Source organism: Cohnella sp., from assembly GCF_041641335.1.
In the GTDB taxonomy this organism is placed as follows: domain Bacteria; phylum Bacillota; class Bacilli; order Paenibacillales; family Paenibacillaceae; genus Cohnella.
The window spans coordinates 38,022-56,128 of sequence record NZ_JBEPYQ010000006.1; the positions used below are offsets into that span (position 1 = coordinate 38,022).

General features: G+C 57.0%; 15 protein-coding genes. 8 read left to right on the plus strand and 7 right to left on the minus strand.

Annotated elements, in window-relative coordinates:
• Window positions 1-75 precede the first annotated feature (75 nt).
• The 5 genes from ACESLM_RS03105 to ACESLM_RS03125 all read left to right on the plus strand — a co-directional run bounded on the left by ACESLM_RS03105 (window position 76) and on the right by ACESLM_RS03125 (window position 7,141).
• Window positions 76-1,185 (plus strand): GntR family transcriptional regulator, encoded by a 1,110-nt coding sequence (locus ACESLM_RS03105; RefSeq protein WP_372629902.1) that lies wholly within the window; start codon window positions 76-78, stop codon window positions 1,183-1,185.
• Window positions 1,186-1,494: 309 nt separating this feature from the next.
• Entirely contained in the window at window positions 1,495-3,162 is a 1,668-nt protein-coding gene (locus ACESLM_RS03110; protein ID WP_372629903.1) for an ABC transporter substrate-binding protein, read from the plus strand.
• A gap of 85 nt (window positions 3,163-3,247) precedes the next feature.
• Window positions 3,248-5,161, plus strand: a complete 1,914-nt coding sequence (locus tag ACESLM_RS03115; RefSeq protein ID WP_372629904.1) for a DUF5711 family protein — start codon at window positions 3,248-3,250, stop codon at window positions 5,159-5,161.
• A 13-nt stretch (window positions 5,162-5,174) separates the two neighbouring features.
• Window positions 5,175-6,008: a carbohydrate ABC transporter permease gene (locus ACESLM_RS03120; RefSeq protein ID WP_372629905.1), complete on the plus strand. Its 834-nt coding sequence runs from the start codon at window positions 5,175-5,177 to the stop codon at window positions 6,006-6,008.
• Between the two features lie 17 nt (window positions 6,009-6,025).
• Entirely contained in the window at window positions 6,026-7,141 is a 1,116-nt protein-coding gene (locus tag ACESLM_RS03125) for a GntR family transcriptional regulator (protein ID WP_372629906.1), read from the plus strand.
• Between the two features lie 20 nt (window positions 7,142-7,161).
• Here the strand turns inward: ACESLM_RS03125 and ACESLM_RS03130 are convergent, their stop codons facing one another.
• The gene (locus ACESLM_RS03130) at window positions 7,162-7,758 is read right to left on the minus strand and encodes a Uma2 family endonuclease (RefSeq protein WP_372629907.1); all 597 of its coding nucleotides are present in this window, start codon (window positions 7,756-7,758) and stop codon (window positions 7,162-7,164) included.
• Window positions 7,759-8,108: 350 nt separating this feature from the next.
• Here ACESLM_RS03130 and htpG point away from each other — a divergent pair, with 350 nt between their 5' ends.
• The gene (gene htpG / locus ACESLM_RS03135) at window positions 8,109-9,983 is read left to right on the plus strand and encodes a molecular chaperone HtpG (RefSeq protein WP_372629908.1); all 1,875 of its coding nucleotides are present in this window, start codon (window positions 8,109-8,111) and stop codon (window positions 9,981-9,983) included.
• A 191-nt stretch (window positions 9,984-10,174) separates the two neighbouring features.
• Here htpG and ACESLM_RS03140 read toward each other — a convergent pair whose 3' ends face one another.
• The gene (locus ACESLM_RS03140) at window positions 10,175-11,668 is read right to left on the minus strand and encodes a diguanylate cyclase domain-containing protein (RefSeq protein ID WP_372629909.1); all 1,494 of its coding nucleotides are present in this window, start codon (window positions 11,666-11,668) and stop codon (window positions 10,175-10,177) included.
• 183 nt (window positions 11,669-11,851) lie between these two features.
• On the opposite strand from ACESLM_RS03140, the gene ACESLM_RS03145 reads away from it, so the two are divergent.
• A complete protein-coding gene (locus tag ACESLM_RS03145) occupies window positions 11,852-12,793 on the plus strand; it encodes a hypothetical protein (RefSeq protein ID WP_372629910.1) in 942 nt (313 codons plus the stop codon).
• Between the two features lie 78 nt (window positions 12,794-12,871).
• Here ACESLM_RS03145 and lplA read toward each other — a convergent pair whose 3' ends face one another.
• On the minus strand, window positions 12,872-13,864 hold the full coding sequence (gene lplA, locus ACESLM_RS03150) for a lipoate--protein ligase (protein WP_372629911.1): 993 nt from the start codon (window positions 13,862-13,864) through the stop codon (window positions 12,872-12,874).
• A gap of 66 nt (window positions 13,865-13,930) precedes the next feature.
• Window positions 13,931-14,884 (minus strand): helix-turn-helix transcriptional regulator, encoded by a 954-nt coding sequence (locus tag ACESLM_RS03155; RefSeq protein WP_372629912.1) that lies wholly within the window; start codon window positions 14,882-14,884, stop codon window positions 13,931-13,933.
• A 120-nt stretch (window positions 14,885-15,004) separates the two neighbouring features.
• Here ACESLM_RS03155 and ACESLM_RS03160 point away from each other — a divergent pair, with 120 nt between their 5' ends.
• Complete coding sequence (locus ACESLM_RS03160; protein ID WP_372629913.1) at window positions 15,005-15,493, plus strand: DinB family protein; 489 nt, start codon at window positions 15,005-15,007, stop codon at window positions 15,491-15,493.
• A gap of 20 nt (window positions 15,494-15,513) precedes the next feature.
• Here the strand turns inward: ACESLM_RS03160 and ACESLM_RS03165 are convergent, their stop codons facing one another.
• Genes ACESLM_RS03165 through ACESLM_RS03175 form a run of 3 tightly spaced genes read right to left on the minus strand, consistent with a single transcriptional unit; the run spans window position 15,514 to window position 18,095 of the window.
• A complete protein-coding gene (locus tag ACESLM_RS03165) occupies window positions 15,514-16,338 on the minus strand; it encodes a sugar phosphate isomerase/epimerase family protein (RefSeq protein WP_372629914.1) in 825 nt (274 codons plus the stop codon).
• Between the two features lie 21 nt (window positions 16,339-16,359).
• Entirely contained in the window at window positions 16,360-17,295 is a 936-nt protein-coding gene (locus ACESLM_RS03170; RefSeq protein ID WP_372629915.1) for an AraC family transcriptional regulator, read from the minus strand.
• A 23-nt stretch (window positions 17,296-17,318) separates the two neighbouring features.
• Window positions 17,319-18,095, minus strand: coding sequence for a sugar phosphate isomerase/epimerase family protein (locus tag ACESLM_RS03175; RefSeq protein WP_372629916.1), 777 nt, complete (start codon window positions 18,093-18,095; stop codon window positions 17,319-17,321).
• Window positions 18,096-18,107: the final 12 nt, after the last annotated feature.

The following is an 18,107-nucleotide window of genomic DNA, read 5'->3' on the forward strand; positions in this document are numbered from 1 at the left end:
CTCCCGCTCTGTTCCGTCTTGCGAAAAAGGCGACGCTAAAGTATACTAATCCCAATTCGGGAGGAGTGTAGTCGCATGGACATGGATAGGTCGGACAAGACTCCGATGTATCGGCATATCATGAACGATATTAAGCGCAAGATCGAGACGGGAGAGCTGAAGGCGCACGACCCGCTCCCGACGCAGATCGATCTGGCCAAAGAATACAACACGAGCGAGATCACGTCTCGCAGAGCGCTGTCGGATCTCGTCCAGGAAGGATACGTATACCGTATACGCGGCAAAGGAACCTTTATTCAGGAGTCTGTCGCTTCAGCCGGACCGAAGCCGATTCGGACGATTTTTTTCGCTCATAAAAATCATGAAGTGTCGGATTTCACCCATCCGTTCTTCACCGATATGTTCGAAGGGATCAAGGCGGCGTGCGACGAGAGCGGAATCGCCTTCCACATGTGGAACATCGGAGAAGACTACGAGCTTCCGCAGGACCCGGGAGCGGGCATCATCCTGCTGACGACGATGGATTCGTTCGATCAGTCCCGCCTGTCCGCCTGGCAGCAAGAGAAGCGGCGCATCGTCACCGTGCATTTCTACTACCCGCATTTGGGCATCCCGTACGTCATCGTGGACAACTTGACCGGGGGCTATCTCGCGACGCAGCACTTGCTGTCCCTCGGCCATCGGCGCATCGGGGTCATTCTGACGGGCAATTCGATTCTGGAAATCAACCAGGAATTTTCCCTCCGGCTGCAGGGCTATCGGCTTGCGCTGTCGCAGCGGCAAATTTCGTTCGATCCCGAGCTGGTCGCCATTATGAGCGGAGATCACGAGAGAGTGAGCATGGGCAACGACGGATTCCGGAGGCTGATGTCGCTCGACGATCCTCCGACGGCCATCTTCGCGACGAGCGATTACAAGGCGATGGGGGCCGTGTATGCGGCTAAGGAGCTCGGCATGAAGGTTCCGGAGGAAGTCAGCATCATGGGGTACGATGACGTTAAAGTGAGCAAGTATACTTATCCCACGCTTTCCACGGTTAATCAGAATACGTATAAACTCGGACAGAGAGCCGCGGAAATTTTGCTGTACGAAATGAAAGACGGAGAGAACCGGCTTGTGAAGGACGAGATCGTACCAACGTTAGTCCAGAGAGACAGCACGGGACCGGCTCCCGCAAAGCGCTAAGGCCAAGCAATTGAATAGTTGGGGCTCCCGTTGGGAGCGCGGGGCTGTCGGGAAATTGGCGACAGCCTTTCTTATTCCGATTACGGCAAATCGGAGCCGCGGAGAGCGAAAAAGATGTTGCACTGCAGCTCCTTATATAGTATTCTTTTAAAAGTAAAGTATACGAAATAAATAACATTATACTTTACTGATGACAAAGATAGGGTTTGATCGACAGCATGGCCGACAAGCCGGGTTCGTTCGGGACGCTTATCGGTCAAGGGAAGAAAGCGCTTCACCAAAAATGACGAAAACGAGGGTGAGATCGACATGTTCAAAAAGAAGGGGCTGGCTTTGCTACTTGGTATACTTATGGTGTCCTCGTTACTCGCGGCATGCAGCAAAAACAACGCCGCCGAGTCGAGTCCTTCCGGCACGACCCCGAGCTCCAGCGCGCCGTCGGAAACCGCTTCCGAAAGCCCTGCCGAAGCTGCGCGAGAGTTAAAGGGAACGATCAACATTTCCTTGCCCAATGCTTCCTCTTCCGTATGGAACGCGGTGGCCAGCGGTTACATGGCCAAAAATCCGGGCGTCAAGGTCACGGTCGACAACAAGCCGATGGAAGGCTACAAGGAATGGCTGACGGCCCAGTTCGCAGCCGGCACGCCGGAAGTGGACATGGTCGTGAACAACGAGGTCGCGGCCCTGGTCAACGAACGCAAGTTCATGGACTATTACGCTTATTTCGACAAAATGAATCCTTACACCGGCAAGATTTGGGTGGAATCGCTCGATCTCGGAGCGATGGGCATCAACCTCGAGGGCGTCAGCTCCGAGGACTTCCTGGCCAACCTCAATTTCGAGTCGGTGCAGATCGTATGGGTATACAATAAGGAGATTTTCGAGAAAGTCGGCATTACGCAAGCGCCGAAGACGTTTAACGAGCTGATCGACGCATTCGAGAAAATCAAAGCCGAGGGCTACACGCCGCTCGCGCTGGCCGGAGATTCCACTTCGATGTGGAGCGGCGAGGCAGGATGGCTCGTGCGGATTTACGCCGATCAGTATTTGCGCGACTTCATTAACGTCATCCGTTCCCAGGAGCAGGACTATTCGTACGTGCCGGATATCGACAGCGTATGGGAGTATGATTTGACCGATCCGTACAACGATTCGAACAGCAACGTCACGAAGAACGAAATGCGCCATTTGAAGGCGATTCGCGATAAAGAAGGACCTTATCAGGTGGAGGGTAATCCGAAGTGGGTCGCCTACGCCGACAACCTGAAGCGCTTGTTCCAATACGTTCCTGAAGGCTTCTTCGGAGTGAAGGCCGAGCAAGCGTACAACCTGTTCCTGACGGGCAAAGCCGCTACGCTGATGGGAACGCCAGGCCACTATTTCCAACTGCCGAAGGATTTCGCGGATGAAGAGAAAACCGGCGCGCAGGGCGGCGTGAAGCCGTTCCAATACGGATTCTTCAACATGCCGTCGATGGAAGGCCCGGAAGTGATGGCTCCGGCCAGAACGATTCAAATTCCGATCGGCTTCTACGGCTTCGTGAACAAATCGGCCGAGCAGAACGAGCTGAACGCGGACTTCATGATGTATTTGACGAGTCCCGAGGGCTACGGCGTATACGTTAAAGCCATCCAAGAGAGCGACGACGCATCGCTGGCAGGCTCTCCAGCGCTGAAGGACATTACGCTTCCGCCGGAAATGGCTTCCGCTTTCGCGGACTTCGCGCCGATCGGCAATACCGAAGGCTACTGGAGCCCGGGCAACCAATTGGCTCGCGGATTGATGGACTACCAGCCGTCCGTGCAGGACTGGGTAGGCAGCGTACAGCGCTTCTTCGACGGCAAGCTGACGACGGAGCAGTATTTGAAGGAACTGCAAACGAACATCGACAAATATCTCGAGCCGGCGCTGAAGCAAGCGAAGAAGGAATTGTCCGATCTGGACACTCCGGAAAGACGACCGCCTGAACGTCAATAAGCGGACGCCAACGGCACGGGCCGGCATTCGGCCTGTGCCGTTGGACCTTAAAGAGGATCATGCGCGGAAGGGGAGGAAAGGCAGCATGAGAAAAATCGCATGGCTTGCGATGGCATTGTTGTTCCTGCCGGGAATCTTCCCGGGCGTCGCGTCGGCGCAGGAGGGCTGGTCCATCGAGAGCGGCGCGGATATGACGTCCATCTCCGCGGCTCCGGACGGGAGCCGTATTGCCGTCGGCAGCCGGGACGCCAAAGCGCTCGTCTACGAGGCGGACGGTGGCTTGGCGTTCGAAGCGCCGGCCGGCAACGTCGTGAACGCGGTCGAGCTATTGTCGGACGGCAGCCTGCTGCTGGCCTCGGACGACCGGCGGCTGTACGCTTACGATCGCGACGGAAACCCGCTGTGGGCAACGGATTTGAAGCGTCAAGTCAAAAGCATGTCCGCATCGGACGACGGGACCTGGATTGCCGCGGTCGTGCAGCGCAACGACGAGCTTCTCTTCATCGACGGCAAGACCGGCGAGCAGGTCGGTTCCGTGCCGATCAGCGCGACGATGCGAACGGTCAAAGTATCGGAGAACGGGCAGTGGGCCGCCGTAGGCTCCTCCGACCAATACGCGCATTTGTTGAACCGGGACGGCATAGTCGGCAAGATCGGGGCCAAGGGACAGATTCAGGCGATCGACGTGTCCGCCGAAGGCTATACGGCGATCGGAACGAAGCTGAACGAAGTGGAGCTGTTTAATCCCAAAGGCCAGCCGGTTCATATCGCCAAGACGCGGGATCACGTGACGGACGTCGCTTTCTCCGCGGACGGAAGAACGATCGGGGTCTCGGATTTGTCGGGTTATTTCTATATTTTCGACGCGGACGGGAAGAAGCTGTGGGAATCCAAAGCCGGCGGCAACGGCCGAGCCGTCGTGTTCGATCCGGAAGGCAAGACGCTGTACGGGGGCACGAACGATGGCCGCATCCTCTCGTTTGACGTCGGAAGCGTTGTCGCCAAGTCGAAGAGCGAAGCCAAAATGAGGACCATCTTATGGGGAGCAGCCGTTCTCGCGGCATTGGCGTTGATCGCCTTCCTGCTCGGATGGATGAAAAGGCGCAACAAGCTGGGCATTTTCCGGGAAATATGGCGCTCGAAATGGATCTACGTCGGACTGGCTCCAAGCTTTATTCTCATATTCACGTTTTTGTATTTTCCGGCTTTCTCCGGTCTGTTCCACTCGCTGTACGAATGGCAGCCGGGCGGCAGGACGACCTTCATCGGGCTGGACAATTTCAAGCGCATGCTGAACGACCCGTTCGTCACCAAAGGCCTCGGCAATCTGGTCATTCTGGTCGTGACGGGACTTATCAAAACGCTCATTCCCCCGCTGATCGTCGCGGAGCTGATCTACCACCTGCGCAGCAAGAGGCTGCAGTACGGCTTCCGCACCGCGTTCACGGCTTCGATGGTCATTCCGGGCGTCGCGGGGTTGCTCATATGGCAAAATTTTTACGACCCCAACCTGGGGCTGTTCAACCATTTCCTGAAGCTGATCGGGCTCGGTTCGTGGGCGCACGGCTGGCTCGGCGATCCGGATACGGCGCTGTGGGCGCTGATTTTCATCGGCTTCCCGTTCGTCGGCATTCTGCAATTGCTCGTGTTCTATGCGGGACTTCTCTCCATCTCGGAGGAGATGATCGAATCCGCGAAGATCGACGGGGCCACGCTGCCCCGCATTATCCGGTCGATTCACCTGCCGCTGCTCGCCGGTCAATTCAAGTTCCTTATCATTCTCGGGCTGATCGGGATCATTCAGGATTTCAACGGCATTCTGATCGTCACCGGGGGCGGGCCGATGGATTCGACGTACGTTCCGGCCTTGCAGATGTACTACGCGGCGACCAAGTTCAACGAGCTGGGCTACGCGTCGGCGCTCGGGGTCAGCATGTTCGCGATCATTCTGATCATTACGGTCATCAACCTGAAGTTTATCAAAACGGAAGATCATTAAGGAGGACGAGACCATGCGATCGTTTAAAATCAGCCATGTCCGCCAGTTGATCATCATCGCGCTGCTGGCCGTGCTCGTCTTTCTGACGCTTGTGCCGATCTTGTTCATGCTCGTCAGCTCTCTGAAGAGCAACGCGCAAATTCTGGGCAACTTCTGGGGATTGCCTGCGCCGGCCAGATGGGGCAACTACGGCGAAGCCTTCCATAGCATTTGGCGCTACATCGTCAACACGATCGTCTATGCCGTCGTCGGCAGTGTGCTTGTGATGGCGCTGTCGTCCGTGTCGGGCTATCTGTTCGCGAAGAAGACGTTTCCGGGCAAAGATTTCCTGTTCATGCTGATGCTGGCCATGATGATGGTTCCCGGCATTCTGACGCTCATTCCCTCCTATGTTCTCTATGAAAATATGGGGCTGACGAATACGCCTTGGGCGATCATTATCGCCTGCGCGGCCGGAGGCCAGATTTTCGGAACGTTTCTGTGCCGGACGTTCATGGCCGGACTGCCGAGCGAACTGTTCGAAGCGGCGCGCATCGACGGAGCGACGGAACGGCGCGTATTCCTGCAGGTTGTGATTCCGCTGTCTGTGCCGATTCTGGCGACGCTGTTCATCATGCAGTCCGTCGGCGTATACAACGATTACATCTGGCCGCTGCTCACGATCCGGGACAGCAATCTTCAAGTGATCGCGGTCGGGCTGACGATTTTCACCAAGCAGTTCGGCATTACCGATCTTGGAACGCGTTTCGCGGCGTATACGATCGCGTCGCTGCCGCTGCTGGCTATTTTCTCCTTCGGGATGAAGTACTATATTCAAGGCATGACGCAGGGCGCGTTAAAGCTGTAGAGCGGAGGGGATTCGAGGTGATCCGCATATCGGACAGAAGCGCGCCGATGTATCAGGTCATGATCGACGATCTGAAGACGAAAATCCGCAGCGGACAATATCCGAAAGGGTGGCCGCTGCCGAATCAACAGGAATTGGCCAAGCTGTACAACGCGAGCGAGATTACTTCCCGCAGGGCGCTGACCGAGCTGGTGAACGAAGGGTACGTCTACAGAGTGCGCGGCAAGGGGACGTTCGTCCGCGGCTCGGAGGGCGAAGAAGAGGAGGCGAGTCCGCTTCCCGTTCGGCATATTTTCTTCGTCTATCACAACTTGTCCGTGGATTCGCTTAATCATCGTTACTGGGGCGATATGCTGGAAGCGATGAGGGAGGTCTGCGAAGAGAACGGGATCGAGTTCTACCTGTGGGCGGTCGATGAACGGTATCGGTTGCCCGAGAAGCCGGGCGCGGCCTACGTGTTGGTGACTCCTCCGTACAGCTTCGACCAGAAGTCGCTCGAAGCGTGGAGGGATGAAGGCAAACGGCTCGTGACCGTGCAGTTTTATTACCCGCATCTGTCCGTTCCTTACGTCGTCGCGGACAATTTGACCGGCGGCTACCTGGCTACGCAGCATCTGCTGTCGCTCGGACATAGGAGGACGGGCATCATTCTGACCGGGAAGTCCGTCGTCGATCTGAACCAGGAGTTCTCGCTCCGCTTGCAGGGCTACCGCTTGGCGCTTCAGCAGCATCAAATTCCGTTCGATCCGGAGCTGGTATGCGTCATGGACGGTCCGTCCGAGAACGCGGAGATGGGGTACGAGGGCTTCAAGGAGCTGCTCGGACGCAGCGGCGGGGAGCCTCCGACGGCGATCTTCGTCACGAGCGACCTGAAGGCGCTCGGCGCGCTGAAAGCGGCTCAGGACATGGGACTCGATGTCCCGGGAGACGTCAGCCTGATCGGATACGACGATCTGAGGATTAGCGCGTACACGTATCCGCATCTGACGACGATCAATCAGAATACGGCTCAGATCGGCCGCCGGGCGATCGAGATTTTGCTGCACGAGCTGCCGAGAAGCCCGGGAGAACTCGTCAAGGACGAGATCGTGCCGAAGCTGGTAGCTCGCGGAACGACCAGTGCGCTGCGGTAGGCTGAGTAAACGGCGATTGGTTACTTCAATTGATCGGGGTGCACGGGCAGGCTTTGTATGATCTCGTTCATGCTGAATGAAGCGCACGGCATCGTCTGGGAGCTGATCGGATCGTCTTCCGCATACACCTCGATCAACTCGTAGTAGTCTCCAGCCAATACGTATTGCTCCAAGGTGAGATTGGAGAGATCTACGATCCAGTATTCCGGCACGCCGTACTTGGCGTACACGATGCGCTTGCGCACCTTGTCCTGTCTGCGCGAATGCTCGGACGTCACTTCCACGACGAGATCCGGAGCGCCGTTAATGCCTCTGTTGCTGATGATCGACATCCTGCTGCGCCGGATCAGGACGATATCCGGCTGCCGTACCTCCGTATCGGACAAGATGACGTCGATGGGCGAAGAAACGATAATGAATTCGTTCCGGCAGCTGGAATTGAGCCTGTACTGCAATTCATAGATGATGGATTGATGCGTAAAGGTCGGCGAAGGGCTCATCAGTTCCAGCACGCCGTCGGAAATCTCGTAGCGATTGCCGTCGTCGATCATATTGGCGTATAACTCATAAGTAACGGGCGACTCCTTGATGACCTCTTCGTACGTTTTCTTTTTCATGCTTGTCCCTTCCCTTCGCCTCGCTCAAGGCGCAAAACGGATGATATCCGTCGCCCTGGGCGTTTTTGGTTTGAACAAAAAGAGCACCTCAGCAAAGAAACACGACCTGTGTTTATCTTTGTGAGGTGCTTCCCCGACTTTTATTGCTTTTATTATGCTGGAATGGATAAGAACTGTCAATTCCCGTCGGCCGATCTGCGATTTCCCGTTCTAGCCGCAAGCCATCTTGACATGAATTCGGGTTAATGTGAAAATATAGCTGTGTTGGCACTCGGTCCAATCGAGTGCTAAACCTAAGACGATTGCGCCTATGAAAGTCTCATTTACATACCCCGAAAGGAGAACCAATCATGGCCAAGAAACAATTCAAAGCGGAATCCAAACGTCTGCTCGAAATGATGATCAACTCCATCTACACGCAGCGGGAGATTTTCCTGAGGGAACTCGTCTCCAACGCCAGCGATGCCGTGGACAAAATCTACTACAAAGCGCTGACCGACGAAAACCTTACGTTTAATAAAGAGGATTACTACATTAAGATTACCGCCGACAAAGCGTCCCGCACGTTGACGGTGACCGATACCGGCATCGGCATGACGAAGGAAGAGCTGGAAAACAACCTCGGCATCATCGCCAAGAGCGGCTCGCTCGCGTTCAAGAAGGAGAACGAGGCGCAAGACGGCCACAACATCATCGGTCAATTCGGCGTCGGATTCTATTCGGCGTTCATGGTCGCGGACAAAGTGACCGTCACGAGTAAGGCGCTGGGCAGCGACGAAGCGTACCGCTGGGAGTCGACCGGAGCGGACGGCTATACGATCGAGTCGGCGGAGAAGGAGACAGTCGGCACGGAAATCGTGCTGAAAATCAAGGAGAATACCGAGGAGGACCAGTACGACGAGTTTCTGGAGCAGTATCGGCTCAAGGCGATCGTCAAGAAATACTCGGACTTCATCCGCTATCCGATCAAGATGGACATTACGGGCAGCCGCCCGAAGGAAGGCGACGACAAGGAGTTCGAGGAGTATACCGAGGAGCAGGTCGTCAACAGCATGGTGCCGATCTGGCGCAAAAACAAAAGCGAGCTGACCGACGCCGACTACGAGAACTTCTACAACGAGAAGCACTACGGCTGGGATAAGCCGCTCAAGCATATTCACCTGAGCGTCGACGGCGCGGTTCGTTATCAGGCGATCCTCTACATTCCGGAAAACACGCCGTTCGATTATTACACGAAGGAATTCGAAAAAGGCTTGGAGCTGTATTCCAACGGCGTCCTGATCATGGAGAAGTGTGCCGATCTGCTGCCGGATTACTTCAGCTTCGTCAAAGGGATGGTCGACTCCGAGGATCTGTCGCTGAACATTTCCCGGGAGATGCTGCAGCACGACCGTCAACTGAAGCAGATCGCGAAGAACATCCAGAGCAAGATCAAGAGCCAATTGCAAAGCTTGCTCAAGGACGAGCGCGAGAAGTACGAGAAGTTCTATGAAGGCTTCGGCCGTCAGCTCAAGTTCGGCGCTTACAACGATTACGGCGTGAATAAGGACGTGCTGCAGGACCTGCTGCTGTTCTACTCCTCCAAGGAACAGAAGCTGGTGACGCTGGACGAATACGTATCTCGCATGCCGGAGGAGCAGAAGTTCATCTACTATGCGACCGGCGAATCGAAGGAGCGGATCGAGAAGCTGCCGCAGACGGAGCTTGTATCCGACAAGGGCTACGAGATTCTGTACCTGACCGACGATATCGACGAATTCGCGGTCAAAGTGATCGCCAAGTACAAAGAGAAGGAATTCAAGTCGGTCTCCAGCAGCGATCTGGGTATCGAAGCGGACGAGAAGGACAAGGAGAACGAGACCGAAGAGAGTAAGGAACTGTTCGAAGCGATGAAGGAATTCCTCGGCGACAAGGTGAAGAGCGTCCGGGCGTCCAAACGTCTGAAAAGCCATCCTGTCTGCCTGAGCACCGAGGGCGACTTGACGATCGAGATGGAGAAGGTGCTGAACTCCATGCCGAGCAGCCCGGGCGTGAAAGCCGAGAAGGTGCTGGAAATCAACGTCAACCACGCGGTATTCCAGTCGCTCAAGGACGCGCACGGCAAGGATAAGGAGAAGCTGAACCTGTACACGAGCCTGCTGTACAATCAGGCGCTGCTTATTGAGGGCTTGCCGATCGGCGATCCGGTCGAGTTTACGAACGATATTTGTAAGGTGATGGTGTAAAAGGAAGGGCCGCCAGTCGATTCGAGGTTTTGGTCGAATCGATTGGCGGCCTTTTGGCGGCGTCAGGCGGCGCTAAAGGCGATCCGAGGGGCGGGGCCGTGCCAATAAGCGCGCCAGGCGGCACCATGGGCGAGCCAAGAGGCGGGCCCGGACGAATAAAGCGCGCCAGGCGAGCTAACCAGCCTGCCCGCCTACAGACCGCCGTCAGGCCGGTAGACGCAGTAGGTGTTTTTGCCCAGCTCTTTCGACTTGTAGAGGGCGGTGTCGGCGTTGCGGCACAGCGTGCGGGGATCGGCGCCGTGCTCGGGAGAGAGAGCGATGCCGATGCTCACCGTGATGGCCTGTCCGAACGACTCGACTTCCGCGGAGATCGTCCGGCGGACCGAACTCAGCACGCGGGAGGCGACGCCCTCCGCTTCCAGAAGCGTAGCCGACGGCAGGAGAGCGACGAATTCGTCGCCGCCCAGCCGATAGGCGTAAGCTTCGCTGCCGACGGCCGCGCGGATTTCCCGGGCGACGCCGCGGAGCAGCCGATCGCCGGCTTCGTGGCCGAGCCTGTCGTTAACGACTTTGAAATTGTCCAGATCGATCATGAGCAGTCCCGGCGTACCGGCCGGTTTCGCCAGCGCGACGCGAATGTCGTCTTCGAAGGAAGCCCGGTTTTTCAAGCCGGTCAGACTGTCGTGGAACGCCAAATACATGGGTTTGGCTACCCAACCGGCGATCAGCAGCGATAAACCCGCGGCTACGACGAGAATGCCGAGCAGTTGGGAGAGAAAGGTTCTCGTATTGACGTCGAGCACCCGGTCCAGTTCTTTTTCGTTGTAGACGATTTCCAGCACCTTGACCTTGGTCACGCCCTTATCGTATTGCGATTCATGCCGAACGTACCGGTAGACCGCCGGCTCGTCGTTCCACATCCCCCTGTATTCGGTTGTCGATCCGGTGGCAAAGGCTGCATCGAAAGCCAGTTTTCGATCCCCCCGAAGGATCTCGCCTCTTTCCGAGTTGTCCAGACGCCGGCTGGCAAGATTCAGCACTTGAATTTCGTTAATGGACGGATTGCCTTGAATAAGCCCGTCGACCGTCCGGGAGAAATCGAATTCTTTGAAAATCAGGCTGTCCTGCAGAGAATAGCCGAGCTGCACGATATATTTCTTGTCCTTGGTCGCGAGGTAGCTGTATTTCTTCAGTTGTCCGGAATGCTGTTCGATATCGATGCCGTCGTGGAAAAAGCCGCCGTCGGTCCGTCTCTCGTCCAGCACTTTGGCGAGCTTCCCGCAGCAGTTGTCGAAATCCAGTCCGATGTCTGGCAAAAAGCTGCTGAAGACGATTGTATTTTCCTCGTTGATCATGTACACGTCGAATCGGTGAGCTTCCTTTAAGCGCGGATAATCCCACTCGTCCAGACGCGGATTGGTCTCGTACTTTTCGACCAGCTCGTAAGAGATTTCTTTCATTCTTCTCGCCAAGTTTTCCCCGAACAGGTAGTAGGCTTTGTCCAGCGTATCGAGCGCGTTTCTGACCGATTTTTCGTAAAGCTCGATTTGCTTTTCCATATTCGCGATTGCCTGATCTCTCATTCGGAGATGGTCCGAAGTAGCCACCAGCGTCGAGACCAGCATGGCAAACAAGATAAGTGCGACGGCGAGCTTGAATTGAAATCGCGATTTTACGTTGGACAAGGGGATCACTCCTGTCTGAACAAAGGTGTAATAGCCGTGCAGGCAAGACGCTTTATTGCGGGCGTCGAGCTCTGTCGAAATTGCATAATATTGGCTGGAAAATAAACAATAAATTTTATATAATTACTTCCATTGTTTTCCTCCGCAGAGGAATATACCTATCTAGAGGAGATGTCGTCGTTCATGAAAAAAATCGTATCCGCCATGCTTGTCCTGCTGCTGTTGACCGTCAGCGGCACCGCGGCGCTCGCCGCGCCGTCCACGGCGCCTTCGAAAACCCAATCCGCAGTGCTTTCGAAGTATTTGACCGCAGTGGAGACCGGGAATCAGAAGCTGCTGAAGAGTATTCTGCATCCCTCGATCAAAATCCAGAGCACCACGTTCGACGCAATGAACAATATCAAGTCTTTTATCGACGAATACGACGGATTTATCAAGCATGTAGACCTGAAAATCGTCAAATCCGGCTCTCCGGACAAGAAGCTCGGACAAGCCTTTAAGCTGAGCGGCTATTTGCTCTCCGCCTCGCCGGAGATTTTCACCCTGTCGAACTACAGCGTCACCGTCTATTTGCTTAACGACAAGGGCAATCCGAAATTCGTTACCGAGAAATCCCCGAAGAACGTTCCGATCGAAGATCTGGACGCCGTGCCGGACAAAACGTGGGCCAAGGTGGAAAAGCTGCTGACGGATAAATACGGCGAGGACTATTTCGAGCGGCTTGCCGGCGAGACAGAAGCCGAGGAAGGAGAGAGCGGCCTGTATTATACGGCGAAGGAGCTGATCGGCGATGCGCTGCTCGAATATGAAGATCTGAAATTCGCCAACGGCGTCTTCGCGAACAGCGGCAGCCATTTCTCCCAAATCGTGCTATCGGATACCGGCGCCACTTCCGTGACGTTCAAGTTCGAGAACACGGGAACGGCAGATCTGATCGTCGTCGCGAGCGGCTCCGGAGAAGACGAAGTGAAGGTGAAAGCCAAGTCGACGAAGACGATTACGTTCGAAGCCGATCCGGCGGATTCGCACTTGTTTATTATCCGGTTCGACAAAGATTACGACACGAAGAACAGCAGCGGCAAAATCGCATTTAAGCTGTCGGAGCTGAAAGTATATACCGAATAGCGGATCGTCTGTCCGCATTGCAAAGGGGCCGTATCCCGAGTCGCCCGACTTGGGATGCGGCCCCTTGCTGCAGCAGCGTTACAGCATCAGCTCGAGCCACTGTTCCTTCGTGACCGGGCCTACGTAGAAGGGGAGGTCGATACCGTCCAGCAGAGCGCCGACGGCTTCCGCCTCGTAGCGGATGCCGACGAACTTGGCGGCCAGCTCGGCGCTGTCGCCGCGGCCGAAGAAGTCGCCGTAGAGCGCGGCTCCGGCGATGACGCCGTTCTCGACCTGCAGCCGCACGTCGAACGTGCCTGCGCCCTCGATTCGTTTCGTCTGACGCACGTTAAACGCCGGGGAGCGGCCGTAATTCCACTCCCAGCTCCGGTAGCGCTCGTCCGCCAGCTTGCGCACGTTGGCCCAATCCTGCTCGCTCAGCTCGTAGCGCGGAATGTCCGCTTCCCCTTCGAACAGGGAGACGAGCAGCTTCTCGCGGAATTGCTCGACCGTCATCGGCTCCCGAAGAAACTCCGATAGGTTGGCGACCCGGCTGCGAATCGACTTGGTCGCCTTGGAGACGTATTTCTCGGCGTTCGCCTTCAGCGCGGACACGACGTTCTCGATCTCCGAGTCGAACAGCAGCGTGCCGTGGCTGAACATTTTCCCCCTCGTCGAAAACTGCGCGTTGCCGGAAATCTTCCGTTCACCGACCTGCAGATCGTTTCTTCCCGTCAGCTCCGCCTCGATGCCCAGCTTGTGCAAGGCGCGCACGACCGGCTCGGTAAACTTCTTGAAATTATGAAACGACTGGCCGTCGTCCTTCATGATGAAGCTGAAATTCAGATTGCCCAGGTCGTGATAGACGGCTCCCCCGCCGGACAGCCTGCGCACGACGTGAATGCCGTTTTGCTCCACGTACTCCGCGTTGATCTCTTCCACCGTGTTCTGGTTTTTGCCGATAATGATCGACGGCTCGTTGATGTAGAAAAGCAGGTAGTCGTCCGTATCCGGCAGCGAGCGCAAAATATATTCTTCCAGCGCCAGGTTCAGCGTCGGATCGGTGATGTCGTTGTTGCTGATAAATTTCATCGCGTGTCCCTCCGTTAGGCGGATAATGAGCTTGTCCTTCCATTGTACCTCCGCGACTCGCGGCTGTCACATCAAGCCGTATTTGGCAGATAGCTCGGACAGCAGCTTGCGGATGAGCGCGACCAGCTCCTCCGGCCCTTCCACGGTCGCTTCGCCGCCCAAGCCGAGAAAAAACTTGGCGAAATACGGAAGCTCGCTCTCCGGAACGCGCTGATCCAGCCGTCCGCTTCCGTCCTCGCGCACCGCGATGAACGGAACGTGCGACAGCTCCCCTTGGCATCGCTGCACGCCTTCGCGGCTCAACTCGGCAACGATGCGAACGTCGATCCGCTCCTCGCGCCCGAATTCTTCCCAGTTGCCGAGGTGAACATGGCGGTGATCAAGCGGCTCGATCCCGGTCTCGTCGAAGGCGGCCGACCGAATCCGGTCGCAGCGGAACAGACGGAATCCCCGGCGCAGGAAGCAGTAAGCCGGGCAGTACCAGAACCCGTTGCTCGCATAGATGCCGACCGGCTGGATGCTCCGCTCCGAATCCTCCTGCTTGCTCCCGTAACGGATCGTCACCACCCGCTGCCGCACGGCCGCCTCCAGCAGGAGACCGAGACAGTCGACCTTCTGCCGCCGGTCGTGAGCGTGGAAGTCGACCCGGTTTTTCATCTCGTCGATGCGGTCCCTGACGTCTCCCGGCATGTAGAAGTAGAACTTTTGAAGCGCCGAAGACGATTCGGCCTCGAAAGGAAGCGACAGGTAGTGGCGCAGCGCATGGCTGGCGAAGAACATGGCGACCGCTTCGTCCACGCCGAACGCGATCGGAGGGAGAATCCGCTCCTTCAGCACCTGATAGCCGCCGTGCGGGCCGACCTCGGAATAGAGCGGAACGCCCAGCTCGCTCAGCTCCTGCAAATCTCTCAGAATCGTCCTGGACGACACGTTAAACTCGGCGGCCAGCTCCTTGACCGTAAATTTGCGCATCCGGTTCACGGTCATCATCAGTTCCATCAGACGCTTCGATTTCGACATCGGTTGTCCTCCATTTTCTGCGGCTGTAATAATGACAGAGGTTGTCACTATTATAAGCTATAGTAGGAAGCGGGACCAACTTGGCCCCCGCAGCCCACTTACGAAACGGAGAGATCGAAGATGAACGAGCTTAAAGAAATGAAGCATTTGCTGTTCGAGGAACTGGAGTTGATCGTCAGGACGTCTTCCAATCTGTTCGCCAAAATCAAGGCCGAGCATTGGTCGTACAGACCGGCGGCCAATATGAGAAGTTTGCTGGAGCTTGCGCAGCATCTGGCGGGAGTGCCTTCCGTGGACTTGCTGATTTTGCAGGAGAGTTCCCAGGAGGAAGCCAGGCAGCTGGAAAGCCGCATCGAAGCGGACGGCGAAGATTCGGACAAGCTTGCGGCCTGGATGGCGTCGGGGACGGCGGATTTGAAGCGGTATATGGAGAATCTGTCGGACGAGGATTTTCTGCGGAAAAAAACGAAGCCGTTCTATCTGGAGCACGGATCGGCGCAGGCCAAGTGGCTGATCGAGATCGTCACGCACGCCCAGCACCATCGCGGGCAGATGTTCAACTACTTGAAGGTGCTGGGCTACGAGATCAGCATGTTTGATCTGTACTAGGGCGTGTAAGCATACACGCCCTAGACGGAGTAGGCGATTCTCATTTTGTCCAGGCCGTGGCGGGCCAGCTCGAGCGCCGAGCGTCCGCCGACGTCCTTCAGGAACAGCTCCAGCGACAGGAAGCCCCGATAGCCGAGCTGATGAAGCCGCTGCGCGAAATCCCCGGAGGGAGCGATTCCGTCGCCGGGAAACAGACGGTCGTCGTCGCCGATCGTCTCCCGCGGAGGCTGCTCGGGATAATCGTTCGCGTGCACGATGCCGATCCGTCCTCCCGACAGGAAGTCGAGATCGGCGAGCGAGCTGCCGCCCGTATACATGTGGAACGGATCGAGCAGAAGCGTCGCGTCCGCAACCCGGCTCTGCATCGCGACGTAAGCCGCTTCGCTCAGCCGGGACAGCTTGGGCGCGCGGCCCCAGAATTCCAGCACCGGGGCGACGCCGTGGTTCCGGCACAGCTCGGCCAAGGCGGCGAAGCGGACGGCGATATCGTCCAGCGAAGCGCCGGCGACGTCGCCGAACGGAGGCGCGGCGAACGACGGGCAGCCCAGCTCGGCCAGCAGCGACAGCTCCTCGTCGGTCTGCTCGTTGGCGCGTTGGCGAACGCCTTCGTCCTCGTCGGCCCACGGAATGAACGAGATCGCGTTGACGATCTCGATGCCGGCGTCGGCCGCTTCGCGGCGCAGTTCGGCCGTCGAACCTCCGCCTGCGACATATTGCTGCAAGTCCTTCATCCAGATTTCGATTCCGTCGTAGCCCGCCTGGGCTGCGACGGTGATTTGCTCCCGGATTCCGAGCTGATACGGGAACAGGGTGGACGCATTAAGCGCCGCGCGAAAAGGAAACATCGGCTGCACGCTCCTTCTGATTTAGAAATCTCCGAAAAACACGCGATTGGACGGGTACGAGACTTCCTCGCTCGCCGGCGCAAGGTCCTCGTACCGAGGCTTGTAATACTTGGCCCGGTAGTCGGTGGCGGTGATCGCTTTCGTCGCTTTGAACACCCGGCAGAAATAATTTTCGTCCGCGAATCCGACCTCGAAGGCGATCTCCTTAACGCTCTTCCGTCCGTAGAGCAGCAGCCGGCAGGCGCGGTCGATCTTCTTGCGCACGATCGTTTCCTTCGGCGTCATGCCCAGATGGCGGGAGAACGACCGGGACAGATGCTCGGGCGTCCAGCCGACGCGTCTGGCCAATTGCTCCACGGACAGCGGGGAGGACAGATGGCCGTCGATCACGTTCAGCGCCTTCGAGAGCTGGGGAGGCAGCCGATTCGTGTCGGGCGGTTCTTCCGCGGCCAAGGCGTCGATCTCCGACAGCAGGGAGAGCAGGAGCAGACTTCCCCGATCCTGAAGTTTCTCCGGCTTCGAATAGGCGATGACGTTAATTTGCTTCATCAGCGAGAAGAGCAGTTCGCCCTGATACGGAATGACCGACGGAGCTTCCGGCTGAAGCACGGTAAGCAGGTTGTCGGGGAGCGCCTTCAGCCAGAAATGGATGAACAGATGTCTCGTCGGCTTGTGCGGATCGTAGCGGTAGCTGTGTACTTCCCCGGGCCGAGTCAGAACGAAGCAGGGCTTGTTCAGGGGAATTTCCCGATCCCCGACCCGGTAGACCGTCGAAGTTCCCTCCGGAAAATAAAGCACCTCGTAATCGGGAATATCCCGCTCTTCCAGTCCCGTCCCCTGCTTCTTCACGAAGTCGCCCAGCACGCGAATGGACGGAAGGTTCAGCGCGGCGCGAAGTCCGCTCGTCGCCTTGCCTATGTCGGGCGCCGCGGGTTCGATTGCGGCTGTCTCTGTCATGTGCGGACACCTCCCCTCCGGCCTTATGGCTTCGTCTCCCCGGCGTTCTTGCGGTTCAAGTCCAGCTTGGACAGGTTGCTGTAGCTGATCGCCAGACTGTCCAACGGATCGCGGCGGGACGCGTCCTGCTCGACGATCAGCCATTCCGTTCCGACCTCAGCCGCCGCGTCCGCGATGGCGCGGAAGTCGAGAACGCCTTCTCCGATCTCCGCGAAGAAGCGCTCCTCTCCGGCTTCCATGTCCTTGATGTGCAGCAGCGGGCAGCGCCCCCTCAGCTTGCGCAGGAAGGCGGCCGGATCTTCTCCGCCCTTGGCGACCCAATAAGTGTCCAGTTCCAGCTTGACGAGCTCGGGATCGGTTTCCCTCAGGATGAGATCGAGTACGTACTCTCCGTCGTAATGTTCGAATTCCCAGTCGTGATTATGGTAGAGGAAGGTCGTTCCCGCGTCCCGGCACAGCTTGCCGATCCGGTTGAATCGTTCGGCTTTGCGCAGCGCATCTTCTCTGGATTCGAACCTCATCGAGACGGCGACGTATCGTCCTCCCACTTCATGAAGATAATCGATAAGCTTGCCGAAGTCGACGTCAAGGTTGTCGAACGAGGCGTGGGCTCCGACGACTTGCAGGTTCAAGCGTGCGAGCAGCTCCTTCTGTTCGGAGACGGTGATCCCCTCGGGCGGCGGGCCGAGCTCGATTCCTTCGAAGCCGATCGCGGAGAGCTTCTCCAACGTTCCGGCGTAATCCCGGCTTAACGCATCCCGTACGGTGTAGGGTTGGACGGCAATCGGAAATCTGTTCACGGACAGCAGCTC

Excerpts from the sequence above, each read along its gene's own strand:
- ACESLM_RS03105 (WP_372629902.1), top strand. The coding sequence starts at position 76 with ATGGACATGGATAGGTCGGACAAGACTCCGATGTATCGGCATATCATG.
- ACESLM_RS03110 (WP_372629903.1), top strand. The coding sequence starts at position 1,495 with ATGTTCAAAAAGAAGGGGCTGGCTTTGCTACTTGGTATACTTATGGTG.
- ACESLM_RS03115 (WP_372629904.1), top strand. The coding sequence starts at position 3,248 with ATGAGAAAAATCGCATGGCTTGCGATGGCATTGTTGTTCCTGCCGGGA.
- ACESLM_RS03120 (WP_372629905.1), top strand. The coding sequence starts at position 5,175 with ATGCGATCGTTTAAAATCAGCCATGTCCGCCAGTTGATCATCATCGCG.
- ACESLM_RS03130 (WP_372629907.1), bottom strand. The coding sequence starts at position 7,758 with ATGAAAAAGAAAACGTACGAAGAGGTCATCAAGGAGTCGCCCGTTACT.
- htpG (WP_372629908.1), top strand. The coding sequence starts at position 8,109 with ATGGCCAAGAAACAATTCAAAGCGGAATCCAAACGTCTGCTCGAAATG.
- ACESLM_RS03145 (WP_372629910.1), top strand. The coding sequence starts at position 11,852 with ATGAAAAAAATCGTATCCGCCATGCTTGTCCTGCTGCTGTTGACCGTC.
- lplA (WP_372629911.1), bottom strand. The coding sequence starts at position 13,864 with ATGAAATTTATCAGCAACAACGACATCACCGATCCGACGCTGAACCTG.
- ACESLM_RS03155 (WP_372629912.1), bottom strand. The coding sequence starts at position 14,884 with ATGTCGAAATCGAAGCGTCTGATGGAACTGATGATGACCGTGAACCGG.
- ACESLM_RS03160 (WP_372629913.1), top strand. The coding sequence starts at position 15,005 with ATGAACGAGCTTAAAGAAATGAAGCATTTGCTGTTCGAGGAACTGGAG.
- ACESLM_RS03165 (WP_372629914.1), bottom strand. The coding sequence starts at position 16,338 with ATGTTTCCTTTTCGCGCGGCGCTTAATGCGTCCACCCTGTTCCCGTAT.
- ACESLM_RS03170 (WP_372629915.1), bottom strand. The coding sequence starts at position 17,295 with ATGACAGAGACAGCCGCAATCGAACCCGCGGCGCCCGACATAGGCAAG.